This is a genomic window from Microbulbifer maximicatervae (SeqCode) (genome assembly GCF_052467505.1).
This window is the reverse complement of sequence record NZ_CP174313.1, coordinates 4,348,343-4,370,770: the sequence shown is the minus strand read 5'-3', so window position 1 is coordinate 4,370,770 and position 22,428 is coordinate 4,348,343. Positions and strand designations below refer to the sequence as shown.

Annotated in this window: 20 protein-coding genes; 10 read left to right on the top strand and 10 right to left on the bottom strand. The window is 48.8% G+C overall.

Annotated elements, in window-relative coordinates; genetic code table 11:
* Window positions 1-157 precede the first annotated feature (157 nt).
* From ACJJIN_RS19280 to ACJJIN_RS19270, 3 genes are all read right to left on the bottom strand, one after another.
* The gene (locus ACJJIN_RS19280; RefSeq protein WP_282930879.1) at window positions 158-1,141 is read right to left on the bottom strand and encodes an alpha/beta hydrolase; all 984 of its coding nucleotides are present in this window, start codon (window positions 1,139-1,141) and stop codon (window positions 158-160) included.
* A 114-nt stretch (window positions 1,142-1,255) separates the two neighbouring features.
* The gene (gene fba, locus ACJJIN_RS19275) at window positions 1,256-2,320 is read right to left on the bottom strand and encodes a class II fructose-bisphosphate aldolase (protein WP_282930878.1); all 1,065 of its coding nucleotides are present in this window, start codon (window positions 2,318-2,320) and stop codon (window positions 1,256-1,258) included.
* Window positions 2,321-2,409: 89 nt separating this feature from the next.
* Entirely contained in the window at window positions 2,410-3,573 is a 1,164-nt protein-coding gene (locus ACJJIN_RS19270) for a phosphoglycerate kinase (RefSeq protein ID WP_444895813.1), read from the bottom strand.
* 589 nt (window positions 3,574-4,162) lie between these two features.
* On the opposite strand from ACJJIN_RS19270, the gene ACJJIN_RS19265 reads away from it, so the two are divergent.
* From ACJJIN_RS19265 to ACJJIN_RS19255, 3 genes are all read left to right on the top strand, one after another.
* Complete coding sequence (locus tag ACJJIN_RS19265; protein WP_413663658.1) at window positions 4,163-4,561, top strand: globin; 399 nt, start codon at window positions 4,163-4,165, stop codon at window positions 4,559-4,561.
* A 239-nt stretch (window positions 4,562-4,800) separates the two neighbouring features.
* Window positions 4,801-7,629, top strand: a complete 2,829-nt coding sequence (locus tag ACJJIN_RS19260) for a M16 family metallopeptidase (protein ID WP_444895812.1) — start codon at window positions 4,801-4,803, stop codon at window positions 7,627-7,629.
* A 512-nt stretch (window positions 7,630-8,141) separates the two neighbouring features.
* A complete protein-coding gene (locus ACJJIN_RS19255; RefSeq protein ID WP_444895811.1) occupies window positions 8,142-9,644 on the top strand; it encodes a S8 family serine peptidase in 1,503 nt (500 codons plus the stop codon).
* A 127-nt stretch (window positions 9,645-9,771) separates the two neighbouring features.
* On the opposite strand, the gene ACJJIN_RS19250 is transcribed toward ACJJIN_RS19255, so the two are convergent.
* Complete coding sequence (locus ACJJIN_RS19250; RefSeq protein WP_413663661.1) at window positions 9,772-10,725, bottom strand: LysR family transcriptional regulator; 954 nt, start codon at window positions 10,723-10,725, stop codon at window positions 9,772-9,774.
* Window positions 10,726-10,926: 201 nt separating this feature from the next.
* Between ACJJIN_RS19250 and ACJJIN_RS19245 the strand changes: the two genes are divergently transcribed.
* The 3 genes from ACJJIN_RS19245 to ACJJIN_RS19235 all read left to right on the top strand — a co-directional run bounded on the left by ACJJIN_RS19245 (window position 10,927) and on the right by ACJJIN_RS19235 (window position 12,609).
* Window positions 10,927-11,220: a putative quinol monooxygenase gene (locus tag ACJJIN_RS19245; RefSeq protein ID WP_282930872.1), complete on the top strand. Its 294-nt coding sequence runs from the start codon at window positions 10,927-10,929 to the stop codon at window positions 11,218-11,220.
* A 317-nt stretch (window positions 11,221-11,537) separates the two neighbouring features.
* Window positions 11,538-11,768 (top strand): DUF350 domain-containing protein, encoded by a 231-nt coding sequence (locus tag ACJJIN_RS19240; protein ID WP_108734840.1) that lies wholly within the window; start codon window positions 11,538-11,540, stop codon window positions 11,766-11,768.
* Between the two features lie 4 nt (window positions 11,769-11,772).
* Complete coding sequence (locus ACJJIN_RS19235; protein ID WP_282930871.1) at window positions 11,773-12,609, top strand: transglutaminase domain-containing protein; 837 nt, start codon at window positions 11,773-11,775, stop codon at window positions 12,607-12,609.
* 50 nt (window positions 12,610-12,659) lie between these two features.
* On the opposite strand, the gene ACJJIN_RS19230 is transcribed toward ACJJIN_RS19235, so the two are convergent.
* Window positions 12,660-15,053, bottom strand: coding sequence for a zinc-dependent metalloprotease (locus ACJJIN_RS19230; RefSeq protein WP_444895810.1), 2,394 nt, complete (start codon window positions 15,051-15,053; stop codon window positions 12,660-12,662).
* 184 nt (window positions 15,054-15,237) lie between these two features.
* Here ACJJIN_RS19230 and ACJJIN_RS19225 point away from each other — a divergent pair, with 184 nt between their 5' ends.
* Window positions 15,238-16,023, top strand: a complete 786-nt coding sequence (locus tag ACJJIN_RS19225) for a DUF2884 family protein (RefSeq protein ID WP_413663664.1) — start codon at window positions 15,238-15,240, stop codon at window positions 16,021-16,023.
* A 70-nt stretch (window positions 16,024-16,093) separates the two neighbouring features.
* Here the strand turns inward: ACJJIN_RS19225 and ACJJIN_RS19220 are convergent, their stop codons facing one another.
* Window positions 16,094-16,981, bottom strand: coding sequence for an alpha/beta fold hydrolase (locus ACJJIN_RS19220; RefSeq protein WP_444895809.1), 888 nt, complete (start codon window positions 16,979-16,981; stop codon window positions 16,094-16,096).
* 331 nt (window positions 16,982-17,312) lie between these two features.
* Complete coding sequence (locus ACJJIN_RS19215; RefSeq protein WP_444895808.1) at window positions 17,313-18,701, bottom strand: pyridoxal phosphate-dependent decarboxylase family protein; 1,389 nt, start codon at window positions 18,699-18,701, stop codon at window positions 17,313-17,315.
* 258 nt (window positions 18,702-18,959) lie between these two features.
* On the opposite strand from ACJJIN_RS19215, the gene ACJJIN_RS19210 reads away from it, so the two are divergent.
* Window positions 18,960-19,550 carry a DUF998 domain-containing protein gene (locus ACJJIN_RS19210; protein WP_444895807.1) on the top strand — a complete coding sequence of 197 codons (591 nt, stop codon included), beginning with the start codon at window positions 18,960-18,962 and terminating at the stop codon, window positions 19,548-19,550.
* Between the two features lie 8 nt (window positions 19,551-19,558).
* On the opposite strand, the gene ACJJIN_RS19205 is transcribed toward ACJJIN_RS19210, so the two are convergent.
* Window positions 19,559-20,251: an ArsR/SmtB family transcription factor gene (locus ACJJIN_RS19205; protein ID WP_444895806.1), complete on the bottom strand. Its 693-nt coding sequence runs from the start codon at window positions 20,249-20,251 to the stop codon at window positions 19,559-19,561.
* A gap of 89 nt (window positions 20,252-20,340) precedes the next feature.
* Between ACJJIN_RS19205 and ACJJIN_RS19200 the strand changes: the two genes are divergently transcribed.
* A complete protein-coding gene (locus tag ACJJIN_RS19200; protein ID WP_444895805.1) occupies window positions 20,341-20,679 on the top strand; it encodes an NIPSNAP family protein in 339 nt (112 codons plus the stop codon).
* Window positions 20,679-20,981, top strand: coding sequence for an antibiotic biosynthesis monooxygenase family protein (locus ACJJIN_RS19195; RefSeq protein ID WP_444895804.1), 303 nt, complete (start codon window positions 20,679-20,681; stop codon window positions 20,979-20,981). Before ACJJIN_RS19200 ends, ACJJIN_RS19195 begins: the two co-directional genes overlap by 1 nt.
* 83 nt (window positions 20,982-21,064) lie before the next feature.
* Here the strand turns inward: ACJJIN_RS19195 and ACJJIN_RS19190 are convergent, their stop codons facing one another.
* Together ACJJIN_RS19190 and ACJJIN_RS19185 are read right to left on the bottom strand one after the other, a co-directional pair.
* Window positions 21,065-22,276: a DUF3570 domain-containing protein gene (locus ACJJIN_RS19190; RefSeq protein ID WP_444895803.1), complete on the bottom strand. Its 1,212-nt coding sequence runs from the start codon at window positions 22,274-22,276 to the stop codon at window positions 21,065-21,067.
* Window positions 22,212-22,427: a DUF4266 domain-containing protein gene (locus ACJJIN_RS19185; protein WP_413663671.1), complete on the bottom strand. Its 216-nt coding sequence runs from the start codon at window positions 22,425-22,427 to the stop codon at window positions 22,212-22,214. The genes ACJJIN_RS19190 and ACJJIN_RS19185 overlap by 65 nt, the downstream gene beginning before the upstream one ends.
* Window position 22,428: the final 1 nt, after the last annotated feature.

Here is a 22,428-nt window from a genome sequence, read left to right as displayed (position 1 = left end):
GCACCGCCGCATAAGGCATGGATGGCGTCTTCGACCTTATCGGGGAAATTTACAGAGCGTTCATTTCTTCTAACTAAGTAGATTCGCTAAGGCTTTCCGAGTGAAAAGTGCAGGTCAAAACTCTGCGAGTTGAGCGATACAAGTTATCGCTCACAGCCTATTTGGTTAACCACTCATCCATCGCCGCTAATATTTGATGGCGATAAGGTTGGGTTTCGTTAATCATCTGGTGCCGGGCACCGCGTATCAATACCCGGTGGCAATTGGGAAAACGATTCCGAACAGCATGAAGACCATAACGCCAATCAACGGTTTTATCATCCGTTCCCTGAACCAAAAGGATCGGGCGCGGGTTACGTGCCGTGCGGGGAAATGTCTGCAACCAATCCACCATCGCCCTGAGCCAGCTCATAGAGATTGATTGAGATTGAAGGGGGTCCCTAAGTGCCTGACGTCGAGAAAACTCCACATCGTGGGTATTAATCGTAAAGGCCCGGCCGGGTTCGCGGATAAACAAGCGGCCCACATAATATTTCCAGCGATTTAGCCAGGCCCAGTTTGACGGCCTTACCAAGGGAGCCAACAAAAAGACCTTATCCAGAGGCTGCCAGCGGCTGTATTGCAGATGGGCCAGTAGTGCAGCGCCACCGGTGCTCTGGCCCATTGCATGCCAGGGCCCGGGCAACTTATTTCGCGCAATTTCCAACAGTCCATCAAACGCCTGGCGGTATTGCAGGAAAGTATGGATAGCTACACGCTCACCACTGGATAAACCATGTCCGGGGAAATCAAAAATCACTACATTGAGATCCCGCTCCAGGCCAAAGCGGATTGCCGGACCATAAATACCCGTATGATCAAAATAGCCATGGCAAATAAACAAGGTGCCCTTGGGATTCTCGACCATCCAATACTGTGAAACCAATTCAAATCCGGCAACTTTAAAAGTGCCGACTCCGGTCTTATGGGCTCGGGGAAAATGCAAATCGTAAAAATTACGATAATCCCGCAGCTCTTTGCACAGAGGGGTTTCGTCAGCGCCGAAATCCAGTTCAGGCAACTTCTGACGCAATGCCGAGTAGTCCGGGCGCTTTATTACCGGGCTATTATCGTAGGTGCTGAGGTCTTGCAAAGTATCCATTAGTGCAATGGTACTGCATTTTGGCGGTAGGGGTAGTGATATCGTAGCGGGAAAGACAACCTGAAAAGAAAAAGGTGGGCATAGAGCCCACCTCTTCGCAACAGTGGAAGACTGTTACTTGATTTGCGGCTCCAGCTCACCGGCAGCGTAGCGTTCGCTCATAACATCGAGGCTAACAGGGCGAATCTTGCTGGCATTACCAGCAGTGCCAAACGCCTCATAACGAGCGATACAGATTTCCTTCATCGCTTGCATAGCGGCTTTGTAGAATTTGCGCGGGTCAAACTCAGATGGGTTCTGAGCCAGGAAGCGACGTGTGGCACCAGTCGAGGCCAAGCGCAGGTCGGTATCGATATTGACCTTGCGCACACCGTACTTGATACCTTCACAGATCTGCTCAACAGGAACGCCGTAGGTTTCCGGGATCTCACCACCAAACTCATTGATTACAGCCAGCCACTCCTGGGGTACAGAAGAGGAACCGTGCATTACCAGGTGGGTGCCTGGAATACGAGCGTGAATCTCTTTGATACGGTCGATGGCCAAGATGTCCCCTGTGGGCGGACGAGTAAACTTGTAAGCACCGTGGCTGGTACCACAGGCAATTGCCAGGGCATCCACCTTGGTCTTCTGTACGAAGTCAGCGGCCTCTTCCGGATCGGTCAGCAGCTGGTCGTGGGACAGCTTGCCCTCAGCGCCAACACCGTCTTCCTCTCCAGCCATACCGGTTTCCAGGGAACCCAGGCAGCCCAGCTCACCTTCAACAGAAACACCACAGGCGTGGGCCATATCCACCGCGCGCTTGGTGACATCTACGTTGTACTCGTAAGAAGCCGGGGTCTTGCCGTCTTCCTCAAGGGAGCCGTCCATCATCACTGAACTAAAGCCCAGTTGGATAGAGCGCTGGCAAACGGCGGGGCTGGTGCCGTGATCTTGGTGCATAACTACCGGGATCTCAGGGAACTCCTCAATAGCGGCAAGAATAAGGTGGCGCAGGAAGGGAGCGCCGGCGTACTTGCGGGCGCCCGCAGAGGCTTGAACGATTACTGGAGAATCGGTCTCTTTGGCCGCTTCCATAATCGCACGCATCTGCTCTAGATTGTTTACATTAAATGCAGGTACACCGTAGCCATGCTCTGCGGCATGGTCCAACATTTGGCGCAGGCTGATAAGAGCCATAATTAATTCCTTTCTCGTCTACTCGTAGTATTTGTATTTTTGCTTTTATGACCTGCCTGCAAATTGCAACAGGCCTTATTTTTCGTTATTTAGTCTTGTGCGCGGCTTTCCAGTATAGCGACCGCCGGGAGCTTCTTACCTTCAACATATTCAAGGAAGGCACCGCCACCCGTGGAGATATAGGAAACCTTGTCGGCAATGCCATACTTATCCACAGCTGCCAGGGTGTCGCCGCCACCAGCTATAGAAAACGCTGCGCTCTCGGCAATGGCTTTAGAGAGGTGCTCGGTACCGTTGCCAAACTGGTCAAATTCAAACACACCTACAGGACCATTCCAGATAATGGTTTTCGCACTGCTGAGAATTTCTTCCAGTTGCTCGGAGGATTTCGGACCGATATCAAAAATCATATCGTCTTCAACCACAGCATCGGCACTTTTGGTTTCCGCTGCGGCGGATTCACTGAATTCTTTACCTGTGACTACATCAGTTGGCACAGGGATATCACACTTCTGCATCAGGGCCTTGGCGGTATCTACCAGATCGTGCTCGCAAAGGGACTTGCCCACTGGCTTGCCGCTGGCTGCCAGGAAGGTATTGGCAATACCACCACCAACAATCAGTTGATCGACTTTGTCAGCCAGGCTTTCGAGTACCGTCAATTTTGTAGAAACTTTGGAACCACCAACAATAGCAACCAGCGGGCGCGCCGGTTCAGCCAGGGCTTTCTCCAATGCGTCCAGCTCAGCAGCCAACAGAGGGCCGGCGCAAGCAACCGGTGCAAATTTAGCCACACCATGGGTGGAAGCCTGGGCCCGGTGGGCAGTACCAAAGGCATCCATCACGAAGATGTCGCACAATTGCGCATAGGCCTTTGCTAGAGACTCATCGTCCTTTTTTTCACCGCTGTTGAAACGTACATTTTCCAGCAGGGCAACTTCCCCATCGGCCAGTTCAACGCCATCGCGCCATTCTTTGACCAGCGCCACATCACGGCCCAACAGCTCACCCAGGTGTGCAGCAACAGGGGCCAGGGAGAATTCTTCCGCGTATTCCCCCTCTGTGGGGCGCCCCAGATGGGACATCAACAACACTTTAGCCCCGGCTTCGATGGCGGCTTTTATCGTCGGTAGTGCCGCGCGAATACGTACATCGGAAGTTACACGACCGTCCTTAACCGGTACATTCAGGTCCTCACGGATAAGTAAGCGCTTACCAGCGAGATCGAGATCTGCCATCAGTTTGACCGCCATTAGCCAATCCTCTTCTACTTCGATTAACTGAAAAATGTGGGCGGCGATTATATCAACTGGAACCTATCGATGCCGATATTAAAAACAGGGGAATACGTTGTTATAACAGCCAATCTACGCATTATTAGCGCAGTTGTTACTGTCTTCTGGGTCATATAATCAGTTGTAGTCGATGCTTATCGCCCTTGACTTGCGCTATAAGCGAGCAATCACTCCCATTTAAGATGACACCTGGAGCCAATTTTCAAACAGCTTTATCGCAACGTTAGATTTCCTCACGAGCCTGCCGCAATCGCTCCGCTATTTAAGTAGCTATAAGGGTCCATACATATGCTCTGGGGCTCACGATCGGCATCTAGCGATAAGGAGAAAGCTGATTGGAACCCAAAGTGACAATGGCGATTTAGTAATTCGCCGGTTGAGAACTACTTTTTAATTACGCCAGATAACACGCATTTACAGTCAAATTACTCTTCCCGCACCCAAGTTCGATCGATAGAATCGCCGCCCCCCTTCCAAATGCATATTAGTCACAGAGGCCACTTAAAAGTAAAACTGAGAGTGGCCAACATAAGAGGTAACCAAAACGATGCAACCAACGGACAGTGATATCGTTTTTCAAAGCTATGGGCGCTGTTGCAATAAAGAACAGTTTTTTGTGGATTTTTATGATCGCTTTATGGGAAGTTCTACAGACATCCGCCAGCTCTTTGCCAATACAGATATGAAGGCCCAGCGCCATCTTTTGCGTAACGGCATTATGCAGCTGGTGCTTTATTCACGCGGCATGCCAGACACCAAACTGCGCGCTCTGGGTAAAAGCCACGATCGCAATGGCTATAATATCCGCCCAGAATGGTATCGCCTATGGCTCGACGCCCTGCTCGCTACTATTAGGCAGCACGACGAGGAATACTCACCAGAAGTTGACGCTGCTTGGAATCGAGCGATTCTTCCGGGTATTGAAATCATACGCCAAGCCTACTGAGTCGTACGCCCAAAAAATTACAACTTAAATTTGCTAAGCCCCAAACCAGCCATTTATTATCAGGCTTTCTGGCAGCTTTCTCTGCTTATACCAATGCAGGGTTTTCCAATGCTGGTTTGGTGCTCCAAATCTAATTTAATGGAAGCACAAAGAAAATCACCTAATGCCAGTTTAGAACTATAAAAAAAGCCATGGAACGATAACTCTCTCCTATAGGAAAAATGGACAAGGAAACCATTATGAAAACGGTACGGAAGTACAGTACTCCATTAGTGCTCGCTATTGCGCTCTCAGCTTGCAGTGACGCTCCCCAAAATAATAAAAATCCCGAGATCAAAAAAGACCCGTTTATCTCCGAGAAGTTAGAAAATAAGTTTGAGTCCCTGAAAATAGATTATGAGAAATTTACTCTGCCCAATGGCCTGCGTGTAATCGTCCACGAGGATCGCAAGGCTCCTATTGTTTCCGTGGGTGTCTGGTATCACGTTGGTTCAAAAGATGAAAAGCCTGGGAGAACAGGGTTTGCGCACTTGTTTGAGCACCTGATGTTCAATGGTTCAGAAAACTACGATGACGAGTTTTTTAAACCGTTTGAACTGGCTGGTGCAACGGGCATGAATGGCACCACCTGGCTGGATCGCACAAATTACTTCGAGACAGTACCCTCCAATGCCTTAGACATGGCTCTATGGATGGAGTCTGACCGAATGGGTCATCTATTGGGCGCAATTACTCAGGAAAAACTCGATGAGCAACGTGGCGTTGTGCAGAATGAGAAGCGCCAGGGCCAGAACCAGCCCTATGGGAAAGTATGGGAGCGGATGCAGAAAGCAATTTATCCAGCTGGGCATCCCTACTCCTGGACCACCATCGGCTCAATGGAAGACCTGAATGCAGCTTCTCTTGAAGATGTTCACGAGTGGTTTAAACAGTATTACGGCGCAGCTAATACCGTACTAGTACTTGCCGGTGATATTGATGTAGAAACAGCAAAAGAAAAAGCAGCCCATTTTTTTGGCGACATTCCCTCCGGCCCTCCTCTTATCAAGAAAAAAGCGTGGATTGCCAAGCGAGATCAGTCCAGCCGTGAGCAGATGTTTGATCAAGTTGCTCAATCGCGTCTTTATAAAGTCTGGAATACCCCTAATCTAGCTCACGACGATGCTGGAGCTATTGCTCTGGCAGCAGCAGTTTTGGGGGATGGAAAAAACTCCCGGCTCTACCAGCGCCTCGTATACGAAGATCAAATCGCTACCAAAGTTAATATTGGGCTGCATGAATTTGAATTGTCTTCCATCTTCCCTATTGTTGCCGATGTAAAGCCCGGGGTTGAACTCGCAACAGTAGAGGCCGCCATTGAGGAAGAACTACAACGTTTTCTCAAGGAAGGGCCAAGCAAAGAGGAACTTGCAAGGGTTAATATGAGCCACTATGCATCCCAAGCACGCAACCTCGAGCAGGTAGGTGGCTGGGGCGGTAAGGGCGTAATTTTGGCTCGGGGTGAACTCTACCTCGACAATCCCAACGCTTACCTGGAAGCGTTAACCAAAATGCAAAACACCAGCCCTCAAAAGGTAAAAGAAGCCGCAGTAAAATGGCTTTCCAGTGGTGATTATAATCTGGAAGTACACCCTTTCCCCAAATACACTACTTCCGAGACTGGTGCAGATAGGTCTAAATTACCCGATACCGGTGAATTCCCCAGCATCCCATTTCCAGAATTACAGACCACGGAACTCTCTAACGGTCTAAAAGTGATACTTGCCCAACGCGACTCTGCGCCAGTAGTCGATATTCGCCTTATGTTTAATGCCGGTTACGCTGCAGACCAGGGTGCTAAATTGGGAACCTCTAGCTATGCCATGTCCATGCTAAAGGAAGGGACTAAAAAATTAAGCGCCTTAGAGATTGATGCCAAAGCAGAAATGTTAGGGGCCAGAATCTCGGCTGGTTCGAACATTGATACTTCTTCTGTACGGCTCAACGCATTAAAAAACAATCTCGATAGCTCCATATCCTTGTTTGCCGATATCGTAATGCATCCAGCCTATTCCGATGAAGAGATTGAGCGGAAACGTGCTCGGTGGATAGCAGGAATCCAGCAGGAAAAAACCCAGCCGGTAAACATGGCGTTGCGGAATTTGCCACCTCTTTTATATGGTGAAGGACATGCTTATGCAGTTCCTCTCACCGGTTCGGGAACAGAAAGCTCTATCAGCTCCCTGAACCGTGAAGATCTGGTAAATTACCACAAAACCTGGATGCGCCCCGATAATGCCACTCTGGTTGCAGTCGGAGATATCAGCATGGGTGATCTGACAAAAAAATTAGAGCAGCACTTTGCAGATTGGAAAGCACCCGAAGAGCCGTTACCTACAAAGAATCTACAACAGGTTGCGCACCCAGAAAGAACCAGAATTTATCTAATTGATAAACCGGGAGCTGAACAGAGCATAATTATTGGCGGCCTCCTGGCTCCGTCGGAAACGATGCCACAGCGAGAAGCCTTACATATGATGAATGATATCTTTGGAGGCACTTTTACCGCGCGAATTAATATGAATTTGCGGGAGGATAAGCACTGGGCTTATGGAGCCTATTCATTTATGACTGGGGCCAAAGGACAGCAACCGCTCTTAGTCTATGCACCAGTTCAAACGGACAAGACCAGTGAATCTTTAAAAGAGCTTTATAAAGAACTCCAAGCCTATGTCGGCGATTCTCCAGCAAAAGAAGACGAGCTGCAGAAAATTAAAGACAAGCGAATCAATGAATTGCCCGGCCGTTTTGAAACAGTTCGAGCTGTATCAGGAGCTATTTCTGGAATGGTTACCTACGATCGACCTTTGAATTATATGGAAGGTTATGCAAATGAAGTTCGCAATGTCGATCTACCTTCGATCCATTCACTTGCTCGAGACACTTTAAAGGTTGATCAATTTACCTGGATTATCGTTGGAGACAAAACCAAGATAAAAGATAAAATTGGTAAACTTGGTATGGGGTCAGTTACCGAGCTCAAAGTAGATAAGGATTTATCTGGCGCAACTTCGACTGAAGAGGGATAAAAGCTAGCGATAGCGGCCAGCCTGTACTCTCATGTATGACTGGCCGCCTTATATCGTTCCAAACGGATGAATACCGATGAAAAATAGAAACACACCTTAATGCTACTCATCTAGTCAACAATAATTGACATGCTGCATTCAAACTAGAATTCTTTGCTCCAACTCACAATTTCCATTATTAGGTATCAAGATGACTCTCGGAGCTTCAACTTTAAAACCCCAATAACTCCCCACAGAAATAGAAACAACCTAAAAATCTAGCAAACAAAAAATAAAAGCTACGACCACACTTAAAAAAAATTAAAAACATCCTTAAAAAGATAAAAATAAAACAAAATATAAATTCAATAAGAAAACAAAAACAACAGCAGTCAAAAATAATTATTCATACGACAAGAAAAGCCTGATAAATTCCCCTCTTCGACGCTCAAGTAAATATCAACAACTAAAAAACTTGAAATTAGAACGTCGACAAAAGCAACAATAAACATAGAAATCTTCAGGAGCATCCAATGAATAAATCCTTGTCTGTATTTGCAGCCAGCATTTTAGCGCTCGCCGTGACCGGCAACGCCACTGCTGAGGACAAGCGTTATATCGTGACTTTCAAGCAGGGAAAAGGCGAATCCGTTAAGTCTTTTATGAAGAAGAGAGGCGGAAGACAGGCTCTTGAAATACGCCGCCAGAATGCGATGGCAGCACATATGTCTGCAACAACCCTAAAAGAAATGCGCTCGAACCCGGATGTTGCTTTTATTGAAGAAGACGTTAAGCGGTATCCGATGTCCCAGGAAACCCCCTACGGGATCACCATGGTGCAGGCAGATCAACTAGGTGATACTCAGGCCGGCAACCGCACAGTCTGTATTATTGATTCCGGCTACGACCTGGTTCACGAAGATTTATCCGGAAACGCCGTCACTGGTACCAGTGACCCAAGCGGCGCAGGTAACTGGTATGAAGATCAAAGCGGTCACGGTACCCATGTGGCCGGCACTATCGCTGCGATGAATAATGGTACTGGTGTCGTTGGCGTGATGCCCAGCAGTAATATTAACCTGCATATTGTAAAAGTGTTTGATGGCGACGGCTGGGCCTACTCCTCCTCCCTGATGGCAGCCGCAGAGGTTTGTGCCGACAATGGTGCCAACATCATCAATATGAGTCTGGGCGGTGAAAGTGCCAACTTCCTCGAAAGACGAACCTTTAACAACCTAAATCGTCAGGGAATCCTGTCCATCGCGGCAGCCGGAAACGACGGTAACACTGCGCACTCCTACCCAGCCTCATACTCCTCTGTTGTATCCGTCGGTGCTATCGATAGCGATAAAGCTATCTGGTCCTCCTCTCAGCAGACTGACCAGGTAGAACTTTCCGCCCCCGGAGTACAGGTTCTATCTTCTGTTCCCACTGATACTGGCAGAATCTCTAGCTTAACCGTCGGCAGTGTTGACATCGAATCAGCCCCAATATCAGGCACCCCAGCTGGTGCAATCACCGGTTCAATGGAAGACTGTGGTACGGCTGAATCCGCTTGCACCAGTGCGGCAGGTAAGATTTGCCTGATTGCGCGAGGCAATATCAGCTTTGCGGAGAAAGTTTTAAATTGTGAGTCCGGTGGTGGTATCGGAGCGATTATTTACAACAATGAAGAGGGATTACTCTCCAGCGCAACCCTGAGCGATACTGTAACCACTATTCCCTCGGTTGGTATTTCTGACACTGATGGTGCAACTCTACTCACGCAGCTGAGTGCCAGCGTAGATTTGGAAAATGAGGCTACAAGCTACGAATATTTCAATGGCACTTCCATGGCTACCCCACACGTTGCCGGTGTTGCCGCATTGGTATGGAGCCACTTCCCCAACTGTAGCAATACAGAGATCCGCAACGCCCTTACAGCCACAGCGGAAGATCTCGGTGATGCGGGAAGAGATAATGCTTACGGCTACGGCCTCGTCCAGGCAAAAGCAGCCTATGACTACCTGGATACCTACGGCTGCTCCGGCTCCTGATCCCATTCGGATTAACTAGGGCTTAAACAAGAAAGGGGAGCAAAGCTCCCCTTTCCTTTGCCAGAACCGAGAAAAACCTGTTGAGAGTTTTTATAGATAGCCACAGGGTTAAGAAACTATTTGGGACTCAAGATATATCCACCCCCGTACTGAAATCGCTCTCAGAGAGTAATCCCTCAGCGAGCAGCTGCTTTAAAACGCCCGAACACCGTTCTCTCAAAGTGTCGCGCACTAATCGTACCGTCGGTGTTATTGACTGCCTCCCCGGAGATACCAACCATAGCTCCGTCGCCTTGGGTTTATAGTCTCGCATAGTGGCCACTACCTGACCGGAAAGTAAATCCGCAGACATATCCAGACATGACTTAATGGCAAGTCCATAGCCAGAGGTACACCAACGTCGCACCAGGTCACCGTCATTTGACGACCTGTTCCCAGACATACGTATCTTGTATATCTCTTCGCCCCGAAAAAATTCCCAATTATTGTGCACAATCTCGTGAAGCTGATAAAAAAGGCCATTATGTGCGGAGAGATCCTCCGGTGTTTTCGGGGAACCCTTTTCCTGTAAGTAGGCCGGGGTTGCACACAATAAACGGGGCACGTCACAAATCTTAAAACCATACAGGTTGGCATCCGCTGGGGGGCCGTAGCGCAACGCGATATCCACAGGATCCCGGTAAAAGTCCACTTGGCTATCACTGATATTCACTCTTAGACTCAGCCCCGGGTGCTCCTGCAACAATTGATCTAACCAAGGAGTTACGAGGTTCCTTCCCAGGTCCGAGGATGCACCTATGCGAAGCTCGCCATCTATCTGACCGCTGTCTTCCTTGAGATTTTGCCGGGCGAGGTCCAAAGTCAGGAGGGCCTCCTCACATTTGGGAATAAACCTTTCCCCAGCACTGGATAGCCGCAATTGCCGCGTCGTGCGAATAAACAAGTCCGCTCCCAGCGCGCTCTCCACACGCTTGATCGCTGCGCTAGCAGTTGCAGTGCGTAAGTCGAGACTGGCGGCGGCCGCAGTGATACTGCGAAACTCAGCCACTTTAAGAATGACCCTCAAGTCTTCAAGCTGCATATTTTCAATATATTTTTGATAAAGATTCAAAGATTATAGTGTTTCTAGCGATGCAATCTAGATCTAGAATGACTTCATCAGCTCGACATCCCAGTCCTTACCCAGGAGACAGCTAAGCTGTTCACTAGGTCTCCTCTGAAAGGATCAAGGAAAAGAGTACAAACCTTAATCCAACACATATTGAAACAAAGAGGCGTTCACATGAGCAGGCTCACTATCGTTGCCAACATTAAAGCCAAGGCCGACAAAATTGACCTGGTGAAATCTGAATTGTTAAAACTCATTAATACAACACGAGCAGAAGCTGGTTGCATTAATTACAACCTTCATCAAGACAATGACAATCCTGCACACTTCCTGTTTTATGAAAATTGGGAAACTCGCGATCTGTGGCAAACCCACATGAACAATAAGCACCTGGAAGACTATATGAAAGCAACCGAGGGCGCCGTTGAAGAGTTTGTATTGAATGAAATGACCGAGATTGATAACTAATCAAACTCGGTGTGTTATCCAGGTTCCCGCCTGGATAACACCGAGCTAATAAATACACTTCTTCAAACGGCTTTCCCGGTAGCTTAAGCGTAAAAGCCCTTCGACGGAGCAACTCTTCGTCTAGAGCTATTCCCCAATTGCAACCCAGCCAAATAAAATACTAATCAACAAGTCCGGATTACCAATTAAGGGTGATAATCACCTGTAAATTCATCTGCCGGTTTATCTGGGTCGGTCATCCTTTGCACTCAATCAGGCCCTATGCTTAAATTATTCCATTAACAGTCACTAATAAACATAATTAGCCTGAAGGATTTATGGAACTGGAATTTTTAACGGCAACCCTGTTTAACCTGGGCATTAACCTAATTTATACGCTGCTAGCGTTATTTATTGGTATCACCGCACTGATTACCATTGATAAGAAACTGCTTCGCTCTGTAGATATCGAAGGCGAGCTAAAAAATGGCAATATCGCCGTATCTATATTTGCATCAACTATATTGATATTTGTTGCCATCATTATTTCGTTTGGCCTCAAGGGATAGCACTATGCGCAAGTGGCTGGCTATCACACTGATACTTTCCCTCGCACTGATCACCCCTGAACTTGTACGGCGAGCTAATACACAGGAGCCGCCAACTAAAAGCACACCGGAAATCCCCCTTTCCGATAATTTACGGAGCTTTGGTAGCAGCGGCAGTCAGTTAGCCAGTATTGTGGACTCACAACAAGGTGTAGTGCGAGTGGTGGGTACCCGCTATCCTCTGGAAGAAAAAACCATCCAGAAAGTAGTCGACAAACGCTCACTGGAAGAGAGCGCTCATGTCTCAGTGTGGAACTGGCAGGGAATTGAGGCGGCGACAGCGTCCGCCCGGGGACTGGACCAGCAACACCACTTTGCCAACAGCTACCTGGTGGGGTTCAAGCCCTTTAAGACTCAACAGCTTTGGGTGCCTCTTTATACACTGGCTATGAATAAAGAGTACCAATACGATCACCTGCAATACGCCGGTTTGTCAGACATTTGGCAAACATCCCGGCAGGCCTATTACCAAAAGCGGGGTGACTGTGAAGACCACGCTATTTTACTGGCAGATTGGCTGATCGAATTGGGAGTGGATGCGCGGGTGGCACTCGGAACCCATAAAGGTCAGGGTCACGCCTGGGTAGTGGCCATCTTGAACGATCAAGAGTACCTGCTGGAGGCAACCAGCAAACGCCGCCAGACCAGCTGGCAAGCCATGCCCCTGGCAGCGCTGGCGGAGGGTTACGATGCGGAATTTCAGTTTAACCGCCACTTTTTCTGGGCGAAGAAAAACCCAACCCCCACTCGACAATACCGAGGAAATCACTGGGTAAAGAAGTCCCAGTTTATTCGCGGTTAATGCCCAAAGGGGGTGAGCGTTTACAGCCCACCCCTTTTATCCGTTTCAGATCAGATCGGAGATCCTGGCGGCAACGCTTTAACCGCACCAGGTTTTACTTCCAGCTTGCCCTGCTTAAAGGCATCGATGCGCTGTGCCTCATAGTAATAGTGCGCACTATAGCCCTCAGGATCATCGCCAAACAGCCGCATAGAACCAATTTCCTGTAGAAGTTTTGCCAGCTCCAAATGCGCTTTGGCCCGCACTGATTCGTCTGCCTTTGCATTACTGGCCAGTAACATCAACTGCTCGATATAGGCGTGATTAACCCGCTGGTGCACACTCGCCTGCAGGCCGGTATAACCCTCACCCTGCAGAGCCAGCGCGCTCAAGCGCTGCAATAGGCTAGCAAACCCCGGTACCTCACTGCTGCGGGCACTCTGTTGATTCATTCGCGCCGCGCGCTGCGGGTCCATCAGGATTGATAGCGTATGCCCAGCAGCCGCTTCCGCCAGAGCCACCCCATCAAAAGCTACCCCCGTATATGAGGGGAAGCTCTCGATAGTACGTTCGTAGCCATAGGACTTGGGCGGAATCAGCTGCAAGACCTGCTCCGGCAAGGTGAGAAACTGCGGCGAAAGTGTATCCAGCAGTGCATCAATTGCCCGCTGTTGTCGCTCTGCGGGCACCAGGGTATAGCTATTTTGATCGGTACCGTTGTAGACATAGTCATAGTCCAAGCCACCAATCAATTTGCCCACAGCCTCCGCCTGGTAGCGATGACCGTAGTACACAGGCACCAGGGTCTCTTCCAGGTCAGAGCGGGGCGCGGATAACGGCGCTGCCGCCGCAGAGAAGTTATCCAGGGCATGACGCCTCAAGTCGACCATCCGCTGGAATTCCGTCAATGGGTCGGTGCCGTTGTCCCAAAGGTGTGAGACTGCGTGAGCATTATTGATGGTGCGGGAGTCCGGGTCTGAAATAAAGCGCAGCCCTTGTTCCCCGGCCTCAGCGATAACACTGTCGAGATAACTTTTTTCATCATCGCTCTCGCCATAGCCATAGCGAACCGCCAACTTATCCCAACTGCCGATGCCAGTGGCGTAGGCATCTGTCAGGTCCAACTTACCTCCCAGCAGAGAGACCAGCGGAGCCGGGTAATCCATTACTGAAGCGCGCTCTTCGCTACTGGCAGCAAAGTTGTGCGCCAGCCCCAGGGTGTGGCCTACTTCGTGAGCGGACAGCTGACGGATACGGGCCAGGGCCATATTCTTTAGCTGCTCAGTACTGACGGTGTCGCCGCGGTAGGGCTGTACAAGCCCTTGAGCAATCAGAAAGTCCTGGCGAACACGCAGGGACCCCAAGGTAACATTGCCTTTTAGAATTTCGCCGGTGCGGGGATCGTAAACCGAATAACCGTAGGACCAACCGCGAGTGGAGCGGTGTACCCAATTGATCACGTTATAGCGAACATCCAAAGGATCGACGCCCTCCGGCAGAATCTCTACGCGAAACGCATTTTTAAATCCTGCTGCAGCGAATGCCTGGTCCCACCAGCTCGCCCCTTCGATCAGGGCGCTGCGCACCGGCTCAGGCACTCCGGAATCTACGTAGTAAACAATCGGCTCCACAACCTCATCGCTACCCGACTTCTTCTCCAGTCGATGACGGTAGATATAACGCTGGTCCAGAGGCTCTTCAATCGCCGTAGCGTAATCTCGATAAGCGAACGGGAAGTAGCCACTGCGGCTGTGAAAACGGCGGGGCTCATAGTCGTTATCTGGCAATTCAATCAGGGAGATATGCTGGCGCAGGGACACCAATGTAGGGGTCGGAACCACTTCGCGCAGATAGTTTCCCGGAGCTGATCCAGCAAAAGTTAGCTGGGCCTCAAACTCACTATTCTTGGGAAAGTTTTTTGTGCGGGGCAGATAAACTGCCGACTTGCTCTTATCCACACTGTAACTGCCCTGCTCTGCGCCCTTGAGACGTGTAGCAATGCCGTGCTGATCGCTCAACAGGAAGGGCGTAAAGTCCACCAGTACCGCCTTATCGCTCTGGGCAAGCACCTTGAAGCCCCAGAGTACGGACGAAGCGAAAGCTTCCTCAACCGCGCGGCGCTCAGCCGCATTTGCTGATTGGGCACGGTATTTCAGGTTCACCTGATGCAGTAATACCTTGTTACCCGACTGCTGGAACTTCACCAAGCGGCTCTCACCCACCTGGTTGCGATCCAGGCCCACCGGGTTTGAACCCAGTCCCTGGGCCAGCCCGGTGAGCAAGAGCAGCTCGCGCTCAAACTCATCGATCTCCAACAACACCCGGCCGTTAGCCTCGTCCCAGTAAAAGTCGTGGAAGCCGCTGTGCCTATGCATGCCTGCGGTGTACTCCGCGATGCTCCCGGCCTGTGCCATTGTGCTGACTATCAAGAAGCACAGTGCGGCAATGTGCCTGCTTATGAACATTGAATACCCTCAATTTATTAAGTGTTATGGGCTAAAAATACAGAATACCCGCTGGAACATCCACGCCTGGCCATCACTCCCCGGGCCTGCGTCAGGAAAAAATGAAGAATATTTCTAGCTGCCTGCATCTGTTCGGCTACTCAGGCGCGTCACATTGAAAAGACACACAATAGGAAACCGGCATATGTGGAAGCCAATCGCACTTTCAACCTTGATAGGCCTCGGTATCAGTACCCAGGCAATGGCCCACGATTCTTTTCATGTCGATACCAGCACCTGCACAGTGTCTACGAATTACGCTATTGAAGTAGGCCCGGACTTCTTTACCGTCGATGGGGAAGACGGAAAACTGGTGACATTTCAGCTACCCAACCAGCTATCAGTGGATGGTGAGTTGCTGTCCCTCAATTCTCAGCAGGAGCAACTACTTCAGGAATACCGCCAACAGCTACACATCGCCGGTCGCGACACACTGGTACTCACCCTTGAGGCGGTCGATATTGCAATGGATGGCCTATCCATTGCCATCAGCACCCTCGCCGGGCCGGACCACCCGGATATCCTCGAACTCCAACAGTTTTCCGCCGACCTGATCCAGCGCACTGAGGACCGCCTCAATCGAGAGGGCGAGATCTACCAGCTGGGAAACGAGGAAATGGGTAACTATATAGAGAAAACCATCTCTGAAGAGTTTGAACCCCGTATCGAACGCCTCGCTATGGAGTCCGCGGGAACTATTGCCTGGCATGCCTTCAAAGCTGCCTTTACCGGCGGAGAAAGCATTGAAGAACAGGCCACTGAAGAGGCGGAGCGCTTACTGGAACAGCGCGGTAAGAGTATTGAGCAGTCTGCAAACCGCTTGTGTACACAACTGGAATCCATCGATCGACTGGAAAGCGACCTACATCAGCAGGTACCAGAACTCAGTCACTACGACATAGTGAAAGCCGGCCTGGTTGTCATCAATTAGGCGCTCTTGATTTTCATCCCCCCAAACTCGGCCGCACTGCGGCCTCTTTTTTAAATTTTCCACAGTATTGTCACAGCCCCTGACGCTGCAAAAACTCCATTGCGTCGGTGACACTTTGTTCAGCATTTTCGACATGGGACATATGCCCCATCTTCTGATACACAATTAACTCTCCATTAGGCAACTTGTCAGAGAAATACTTTCCTACGGACAAGGGAATAATTTGATCTTCTGCCCCCCAGATAAATAAAACTGGAATTTTAATAGTCTCCAAGTCCGGCAACGGCTGGAAATTGATTGTGGCATTAGCAACCAAATTGATCGCTGTACCGCGATTCTTCTCATAGCGGGAAAGCAAATAGATTCGTTCCAACATTTCCCCTGGCAGAGCCTGCGGATTGTAGAAAAATTTGGAAGCCAGCATTTTTCTCAATAATCCACGACTACCAATGTGCGCAACCATTTTTCGCCCCGAATGGCTGGTGGCAAATCGAGCAATACCGGCAGGCATTTCCAGTCCCTTGCCACATTTATAACCACCGGGAGAGACAAGAATAGCGGCCTTGGGTATATTCGGATGTCCTGTTAAATAGCGTAAGACCCCATTTCCACCAAATGAATGGCCAGCGATCACAAAGTCCCTAAGTTTCAGGGTTGCGACAAATTCTGCAATAAAATCGGCAAAATGCTTAGGTGTATAAGTGCCTCCTGGTAACGGGTCGGTCAATCCATGCCCAGGTAAGTCCACCAAAATAACATGATATTTTTCTGCCAATTTTGTCGCCCAGGCATTCCAGGCGCTCAGTGAATCACCACCACCGTGAAGGCAAAGTATATTAACGCCATCAACTGGCCCCATCTCGCGATAATTAACGGATAAACCACCGGCTAGCGTAAGTTGATTAAAAGAGAATTTCAGTAGCTCATTGCGACTTAAACTGGGACTACAAAACGCCATCCACAGAAGCCAGAGTAGAATTAAAAAAAGAATTAAAACCAGCCAAAAAGTCATCGTTCTACCCGAGCCCCTCACCTTTATGTGCTGAAAAAGTGGCTGAGTTGGCGGAAATAGTAATACCGCAAGCAAAAGCTTGAAAATAATGGCCCAGATCCGCGCCCATTCAACAAGGATAGACGGCGCTCGCAACTGAAACTGGCTGCTACCGCCAAAGGTGGAAACAAGAGGGCCTCCAAATAATTCACCAACTACCCCAGCCTGACCTAAAAGACGTAAACATTAAGTGCTATTTACTTTAGAAGGCCCCTAGTACTTCAAGTCACACAAAGGGTTATCTGGACATCTGAGCCTCCGTCGCCCGGCAAATAGCATCCAGGGTGAGGGCAATATCATTATCGGTAGTCGCCCAGGAAGAGACGCTAATACGCAGGGCCGCTTTTCCTCTCCAGGTAGTCGTTCCAAACCAGCAAACGCCCTCCTCCTGTATGGTCCTGACTATCTCTTGAATGTCTTCCGCAGTGCCAATAGTTGCCACCACCTGGTTTAACACTACATCGTTAAGGATCTCATAGCCCATTTCTGCCAAGCCTTCGCACAGATGCTGGGCATGGATACAGCAGCGATCAATCATCGCCGCTACTCCCTTCGGGCCCATCTCCTGAATCGCCGCCCACACTTCCACCCCTCTGGCCCGACGTGAGAATTCTGGCACCATATCCTTGGGGGGCACCAGCGATCCCACTTGTAAGTATGGCGCCTGGGTTGTCATCACATTGTGTACAGCCCTCGGCTTTCGACAAATTGCCAAACCGCAGTCATAAGGCGTATTTAGCCATTTATGAGCATCTACAGCCCAGGAATCTGCTTGTTCTACTCCAGTAGTCAACACTGATTTCGCTGGAGATGCCGCTGCCCACAAACCAAAGGCACCGTCGACATGTACCCAGGCACCTTTGGATTTAGCTTCGGGAATTATGTCTGCAAACGGATCAAAACTGCCGGAGTTTACGTTGCCCGCCTGAAGGCAAATAATGGTGGTTTCATCAACCTCGGGAAAAGTATCTGCTCGTACCCTCCCCTGTTCATCACAGGGCGCTTTAATCACCTGATCCATACCAAATCCAAGAATAGAGAGCGCTTTGTGAACTGTGACATGGGACTGTTCAGAAACAACAATACGCAGTGGCGGCGCACCGGTTAGCCCGCTTTTTGCCAGGTCGATATTTAATTTTTGATAAAGTGTATTTCGCGCAGCAGCCAAGCACACCATATTGGCCATAGATGACCCTGTGGTGAAACCCACACTACTTTCCATCGGCAAGGTTAACAATTCCAATATCCAGTTTGCCGCAATACGCTCCAGATAAATTGCAGAAGGCGCCGACGCCTCCAGAACCGCCACTTGGTCCCAAACGGCGTTCATTACCGCCGCGCCCATAGAAGCTGGCGTAGCCCCACCTACCACCAATCCGAAAAATCGCCCACCGGTACTGGCAACTGTTGCCGGAGAACCATAACGATGCAGGCTCTCGACAACAGCCTCTGCCGGTTCCCCAGCCCGGGCCAAGTCACTGTTAAAAAATTGCATTTGATCAATATCAAAAGCGGACGGACTTACGCGACGATCGCGAATATCGGAAACATATTCCTCAGCATACCGCGCTGCGAGGGATAGTACTTCTATGGCATTAGAAAAATTATTGCTGTCATTATTATCCATTTTCGACCCCTCAACTCCTTTTCCAGTACCTGATCTAGTATAAAAAATTAATTACTCTATTAGACTTAAACTAATAAAAAAATAATTAAAACGATACGAACAATAAGGACAAAAACACCTATCTTTATGGCAAGAATCGCTTTTAGATAAAGTTGAAATAGCAATAAACCTGGCACGATCGAAGACAAGGATTAACTTGAAAGGACTTTTTATCTGGTGCTATCTTCTACCCCAACATAACCAGTCGGGGCATATACAGTGTTTGCTTACTTGGGGTTTATCTCGCTGGTATGGATGGTTGTAGGTGTTACATTGGCAGGAGCAAAATACTCTGGCTATAGCCATTCAAGACAATTCTGTAGCGAACTAGGAGCCGTTGGAAGCCCAACCCAGAAGCTCTCCCCCCTCATTAACAACTACCCACTTGGCATATTATTCTTCTTATTTGGCCTGCATATAATTCAAATTGAACAGGCCCCAGTTGTACTTACCATTATTGGAGTTTTAATTATCATCCACGGTATTGGAACCTGGATTGCGGGTTACTTTCCTATGGATGCAGATCCCTATACAAAAACCCCTAGTCTTGAATGCCAGATACACTCTTGGGCGGGGATGCTTATGTTGTTGTCTTTACTCATTGCGCCATTGCTAAGTACTTTCAGTAGTTACTTCTCAATAGAATTCAGGCTATTTAGTACAGCCTGCTTGCTCGCTTCTATCTATTTTACTGTTACCTTAAAAAAAGCCTACGAAGAAAAAACCAACCCCGGTCTGCACCAACGTCTCAGCTATGGAGCACAGTTGATATGGTTAACGGGGCTTTCCTTTAATCTGATAACGAGCTGACAAATAATTTATAGCAACTTGGAGTGATCAATCTGATAACGCTTCGAGAACAGTAAAAGCCCCTTCTGGGAGAAAGTAATCGCCCTGGAATCCGCTCTTCTTACCGCCCACTGCTTTGCCAAGGCATCTTCGAGTATCCATTGACCCAAGCTGCCTGCAAGGTGGCTTTTTCGTTCGCTCCAGTCTAAGCATGACTTGCAAACCGGGCGCTTACGCTGCTTAAAACTAGCTACGGCTACTCCTCGTTCCTGAAAAAATATTTCACCCTCTTTGGTCAAGGAAACTTGCTGTGATTGCTCAGAGAGCAACTCACTAGCCAATAGGGCCTCGTACAATAGTACACCAGCCATTCCTGCTAAATGGTCATAGCAGATGCGGGACTTCCTTAAATCTGGATCTGTGGGCCCAGTGGTAACTTTTTGAGGTACCAGGGTGCTACTCAGATTGAGCAGTGCCTCTAGCGCTTCGGCAACTTGATGACTCGCCAGCTGAAAGTACTTGTGCCTACCCTGCTTGCGAACTATCAGCAGCTTGCTATCTACCAGCTTGAAAAGATGGTTACTTGCAGTCTGTGCAGTCACATCAGCCTCACAGGCTAACTCTGTTGCTGTCAGTGCTTTTCCACTCATAAGCGCCATCAATATTTTTGAGCGCGCCCGATCCCCAATCAAACTGGATATTACCGAAATGTCAGGTTCCATGGTTATCCTCGCAACAGTTCGCTGAACACCGAAGTATAGAAAATTAAACCATCTAGAATGCCAGCAAATTATGAATAGAGGCAACTTAGATGACTGTAACCTGTTTTATTGAATACAAGATCGATCCGTTTAAGCTTGATGCTTTCCGGCAGTATGCTGAGAACTGGGGCAAGATCATTCCCAATTGTGGCGGACGACTATTAGGATATTTTCTACCTTCTGAGGGCACCAACTTTCAGGCCTTTGGTATTATTAATTTCGATAGCTTGGCTCATTATGAACAATATCGAAAACTGCTTAAGCAGTCTCCTCAGGGCAGTGAAAATTTTCAGTTTGCGACGAGAGAGAAGTTTATTCTTGAAGAGAAGCGAAGCTTTTTAAATGCTGTGCCAGAAACCTACCTGAAGTTCCCACAGGAAAGTCACTGATGATCGCCGTCATATTTGAAGTTACACCAAAACCTTCAGGAAAAGACAAATATCTGGCCGTTGCAGCCGACCTAAAAGAACACCTAATCAGCTTCGATGGATTTATCTCAGTCGAGAGATTTCAAAGCCTCAATCAGCCAGAAAAAATTTTGTCACTCTCTATTTGGCGGGATGAAGAATCTGTAGTGAGTTGGAAAAATCACAAGGCTCATTTTGATGCACAACACCTAGGCAAAAAACAACTATTTGACAACTATCGTATAAGGATTGGAAAAATTCTGCGGGATTACTCTATGCAATAAATCAACAGTCAAATTTGACTCAAACTATAAAGCCTCTGCATCTTGTTCTTTTACTGAAAAATAGAACGCAGAGGCCCCCATTCCTAAAAACGGACCGACCAAAATAATCGAATTACATTGGCAGAGAAACTATAAGCGGGTTCGTCACCAGGACTGATAGATGTAGCTGAACCGTGTACTGTGACATCGAGAAAGTCATCATAGTCAAATAGAATATGATCCCAGTAAAGATTAATTGTATTCCTGCGATTTAATAGAGACCAGCGCCGTGGCAACTCATAGGACACTCCCAGGCCAAGGGCCAAGGTTGTGAAATTACTCAACTCCTTATCACGAGCACGAAAGTTGGTAGCGTTGAGATAGGGAAAAAGGTCGCTGTAAAAATCTGCACTACTCTGCTGATAGTAACGGATCTTTCCTTCAAAAACCCACTCGTCTTGTTCTTTCCAAGGATGGGTATAGCGAAACTCTACATTGTCTGCAACGATTCCCCAACTATCCGCATAGTGTCGATACTCCCCTTTAATCGCTGCGCGATAGGGCAATCTATATTTGGCCCTTAGGGCAACCGCATCACTGTTACGAGTTCTGGGGTAAACCTCGGCCTGATAGCTAAATCCTGTTCCAGATGCTTCATCGAGATACCTAACACTGCGATAAGGGTTGTTGAGATACCCTTCATCCGACACAGTTTCGACACTCACCTCTGCAATCAGCTTTTGCGTGAGAATCTGATTCCAACTAAATGCGTAGCGACGGTGTTGCGCTTCCTCGGCAAAATTATCGTCGCCATTGCGGAACACATCATCACTTCCGTAACTAACCCGCAGGTCGATAGTACTTAGGTCGCCAAAGAAACCCTGACTGATGCCGAAAGCAACGGTTTGTGCCTCGTAGTCATTCTCAGAACTGTTGGTGTACCCCACGCTGATAGTAGTTTTATCCACCAGGTAGTCAGCACCCAAGGAGTACTCATCCCGCTGCTCCGAATACTCACTGGCCGTGGCCTCCACATCAATAGAGGCCCCGGAAATCATGTCCACATAGTAATTGGCAGACAGGGAAATATTGTTGCCAACATTCTGGCGAATCAATACTGAAGGCCCATCAATGGTCACTCCACCACCGCTATAGGCGTGATACATATTGTCTGCCCGCTCTTCGGGAAGCACTGCGGCCACGGCAGCGAGCGGTGCCAAAAATGCCAACCCGCCCCAGCGAGATAGAAGCTTAGTTACAACCACATCCACCTCCACTGCCTCCTTCAGCTCCACGCGCAGCTTCGCGAGCTTCATACACGTGATTCATATAGCGAGCAGCTACCGGATCCTGCTCAAACCCCATAATAGGATCCGCAAGAAATTGTCGTTCGTAGGGTGCAATCCACGGGTTAACAGTGCAACCTGTACTCATCAAGAAAGTGCAAACTAGCAATAGTGCACGCATG

Excerpts from the sequence above, each read along its gene's own strand:
- ACJJIN_RS19240 (WP_108734840.1), top strand. The coding sequence starts at position 11,538 with ATGGAACTGGAATTTTTAACGGCAACCCTGTTTAACCTGGGCATTAAC.
- ACJJIN_RS19235 (WP_282930871.1), top strand. The coding sequence starts at position 11,773 with ATGCGCAAGTGGCTGGCTATCACACTGATACTTTCCCTCGCACTGATC.
- ACJJIN_RS19260 (WP_444895812.1), top strand. The coding sequence starts at position 4,801 with ATGAAAACGGTACGGAAGTACAGTACTCCATTAGTGCTCGCTATTGCG.
- ACJJIN_RS19220 (WP_444895809.1), bottom strand. The coding sequence starts at position 16,981 with ATGGCGTTTTGTAGTCCCAGTTTAAGTCGCAATGAGCTACTGAAATTC.
- ACJJIN_RS19265 (WP_413663658.1), top strand. The coding sequence starts at position 4,163 with ATGCAACCAACGGACAGTGATATCGTTTTTCAAAGCTATGGGCGCTGT.
- ACJJIN_RS19245 (WP_282930872.1), top strand. The coding sequence starts at position 10,927 with ATGAGCAGGCTCACTATCGTTGCCAACATTAAAGCCAAGGCCGACAAA.
- ACJJIN_RS19200 (WP_444895805.1), top strand. The coding sequence starts at position 20,341 with ATGACTGTAACCTGTTTTATTGAATACAAGATCGATCCGTTTAAGCTT.
- ACJJIN_RS19190 (WP_444895803.1), bottom strand. The coding sequence starts at position 22,276 with ATGAAGCTCGCGAAGCTGCGCGTGGAGCTGAAGGAGGCAGTGGAGGTG.
- ACJJIN_RS19230 (WP_444895810.1), bottom strand. The coding sequence starts at position 15,053 with ATGTTCATAAGCAGGCACATTGCCGCACTGTGCTTCTTGATAGTCAGC.
- fba (WP_282930878.1), bottom strand. The coding sequence starts at position 2,320 with ATGGCTCTTATCAGCCTGCGCCAAATGTTGGACCATGCCGCAGAGCAT.
- ACJJIN_RS19215 (WP_444895808.1), bottom strand. The coding sequence starts at position 18,701 with ATGGATAATAATGACAGCAATAATTTTTCTAATGCCATAGAAGTACTA.
- ACJJIN_RS19185 (WP_413663671.1), bottom strand. The coding sequence starts at position 22,427 with ATGCGTGCACTATTGCTAGTTTGCACTTTCTTGATGAGTACAGGTTGC.
- ACJJIN_RS19280 (WP_282930879.1), bottom strand. The coding sequence starts at position 1,141 with ATGGATACTTTGCAAGACCTCAGCACCTACGATAATAGCCCGGTAATA.
- ACJJIN_RS19205 (WP_444895806.1), bottom strand. The coding sequence starts at position 20,251 with ATGGAACCTGACATTTCGGTAATATCCAGTTTGATTGGGGATCGGGCG.
- ACJJIN_RS19270 (WP_444895813.1), bottom strand. The coding sequence starts at position 3,573 with ATGGCGGTCAAACTGATGGCAGATCTCGATCTCGCTGGTAAGCGCTTA.
- ACJJIN_RS19255 (WP_444895811.1), top strand. The coding sequence starts at position 8,142 with ATGAATAAATCCTTGTCTGTATTTGCAGCCAGCATTTTAGCGCTCGCC.
- ACJJIN_RS19250 (WP_413663661.1), bottom strand. The coding sequence starts at position 10,725 with ATGCAGCTTGAAGACTTGAGGGTCATTCTTAAAGTGGCTGAGTTTCGC.
- ACJJIN_RS19225 (WP_413663664.1), top strand. The coding sequence starts at position 15,238 with ATGTGGAAGCCAATCGCACTTTCAACCTTGATAGGCCTCGGTATCAGT.
- ACJJIN_RS19195 (WP_444895804.1), top strand. The coding sequence starts at position 20,679 with ATGATCGCCGTCATATTTGAAGTTACACCAAAACCTTCAGGAAAAGAC.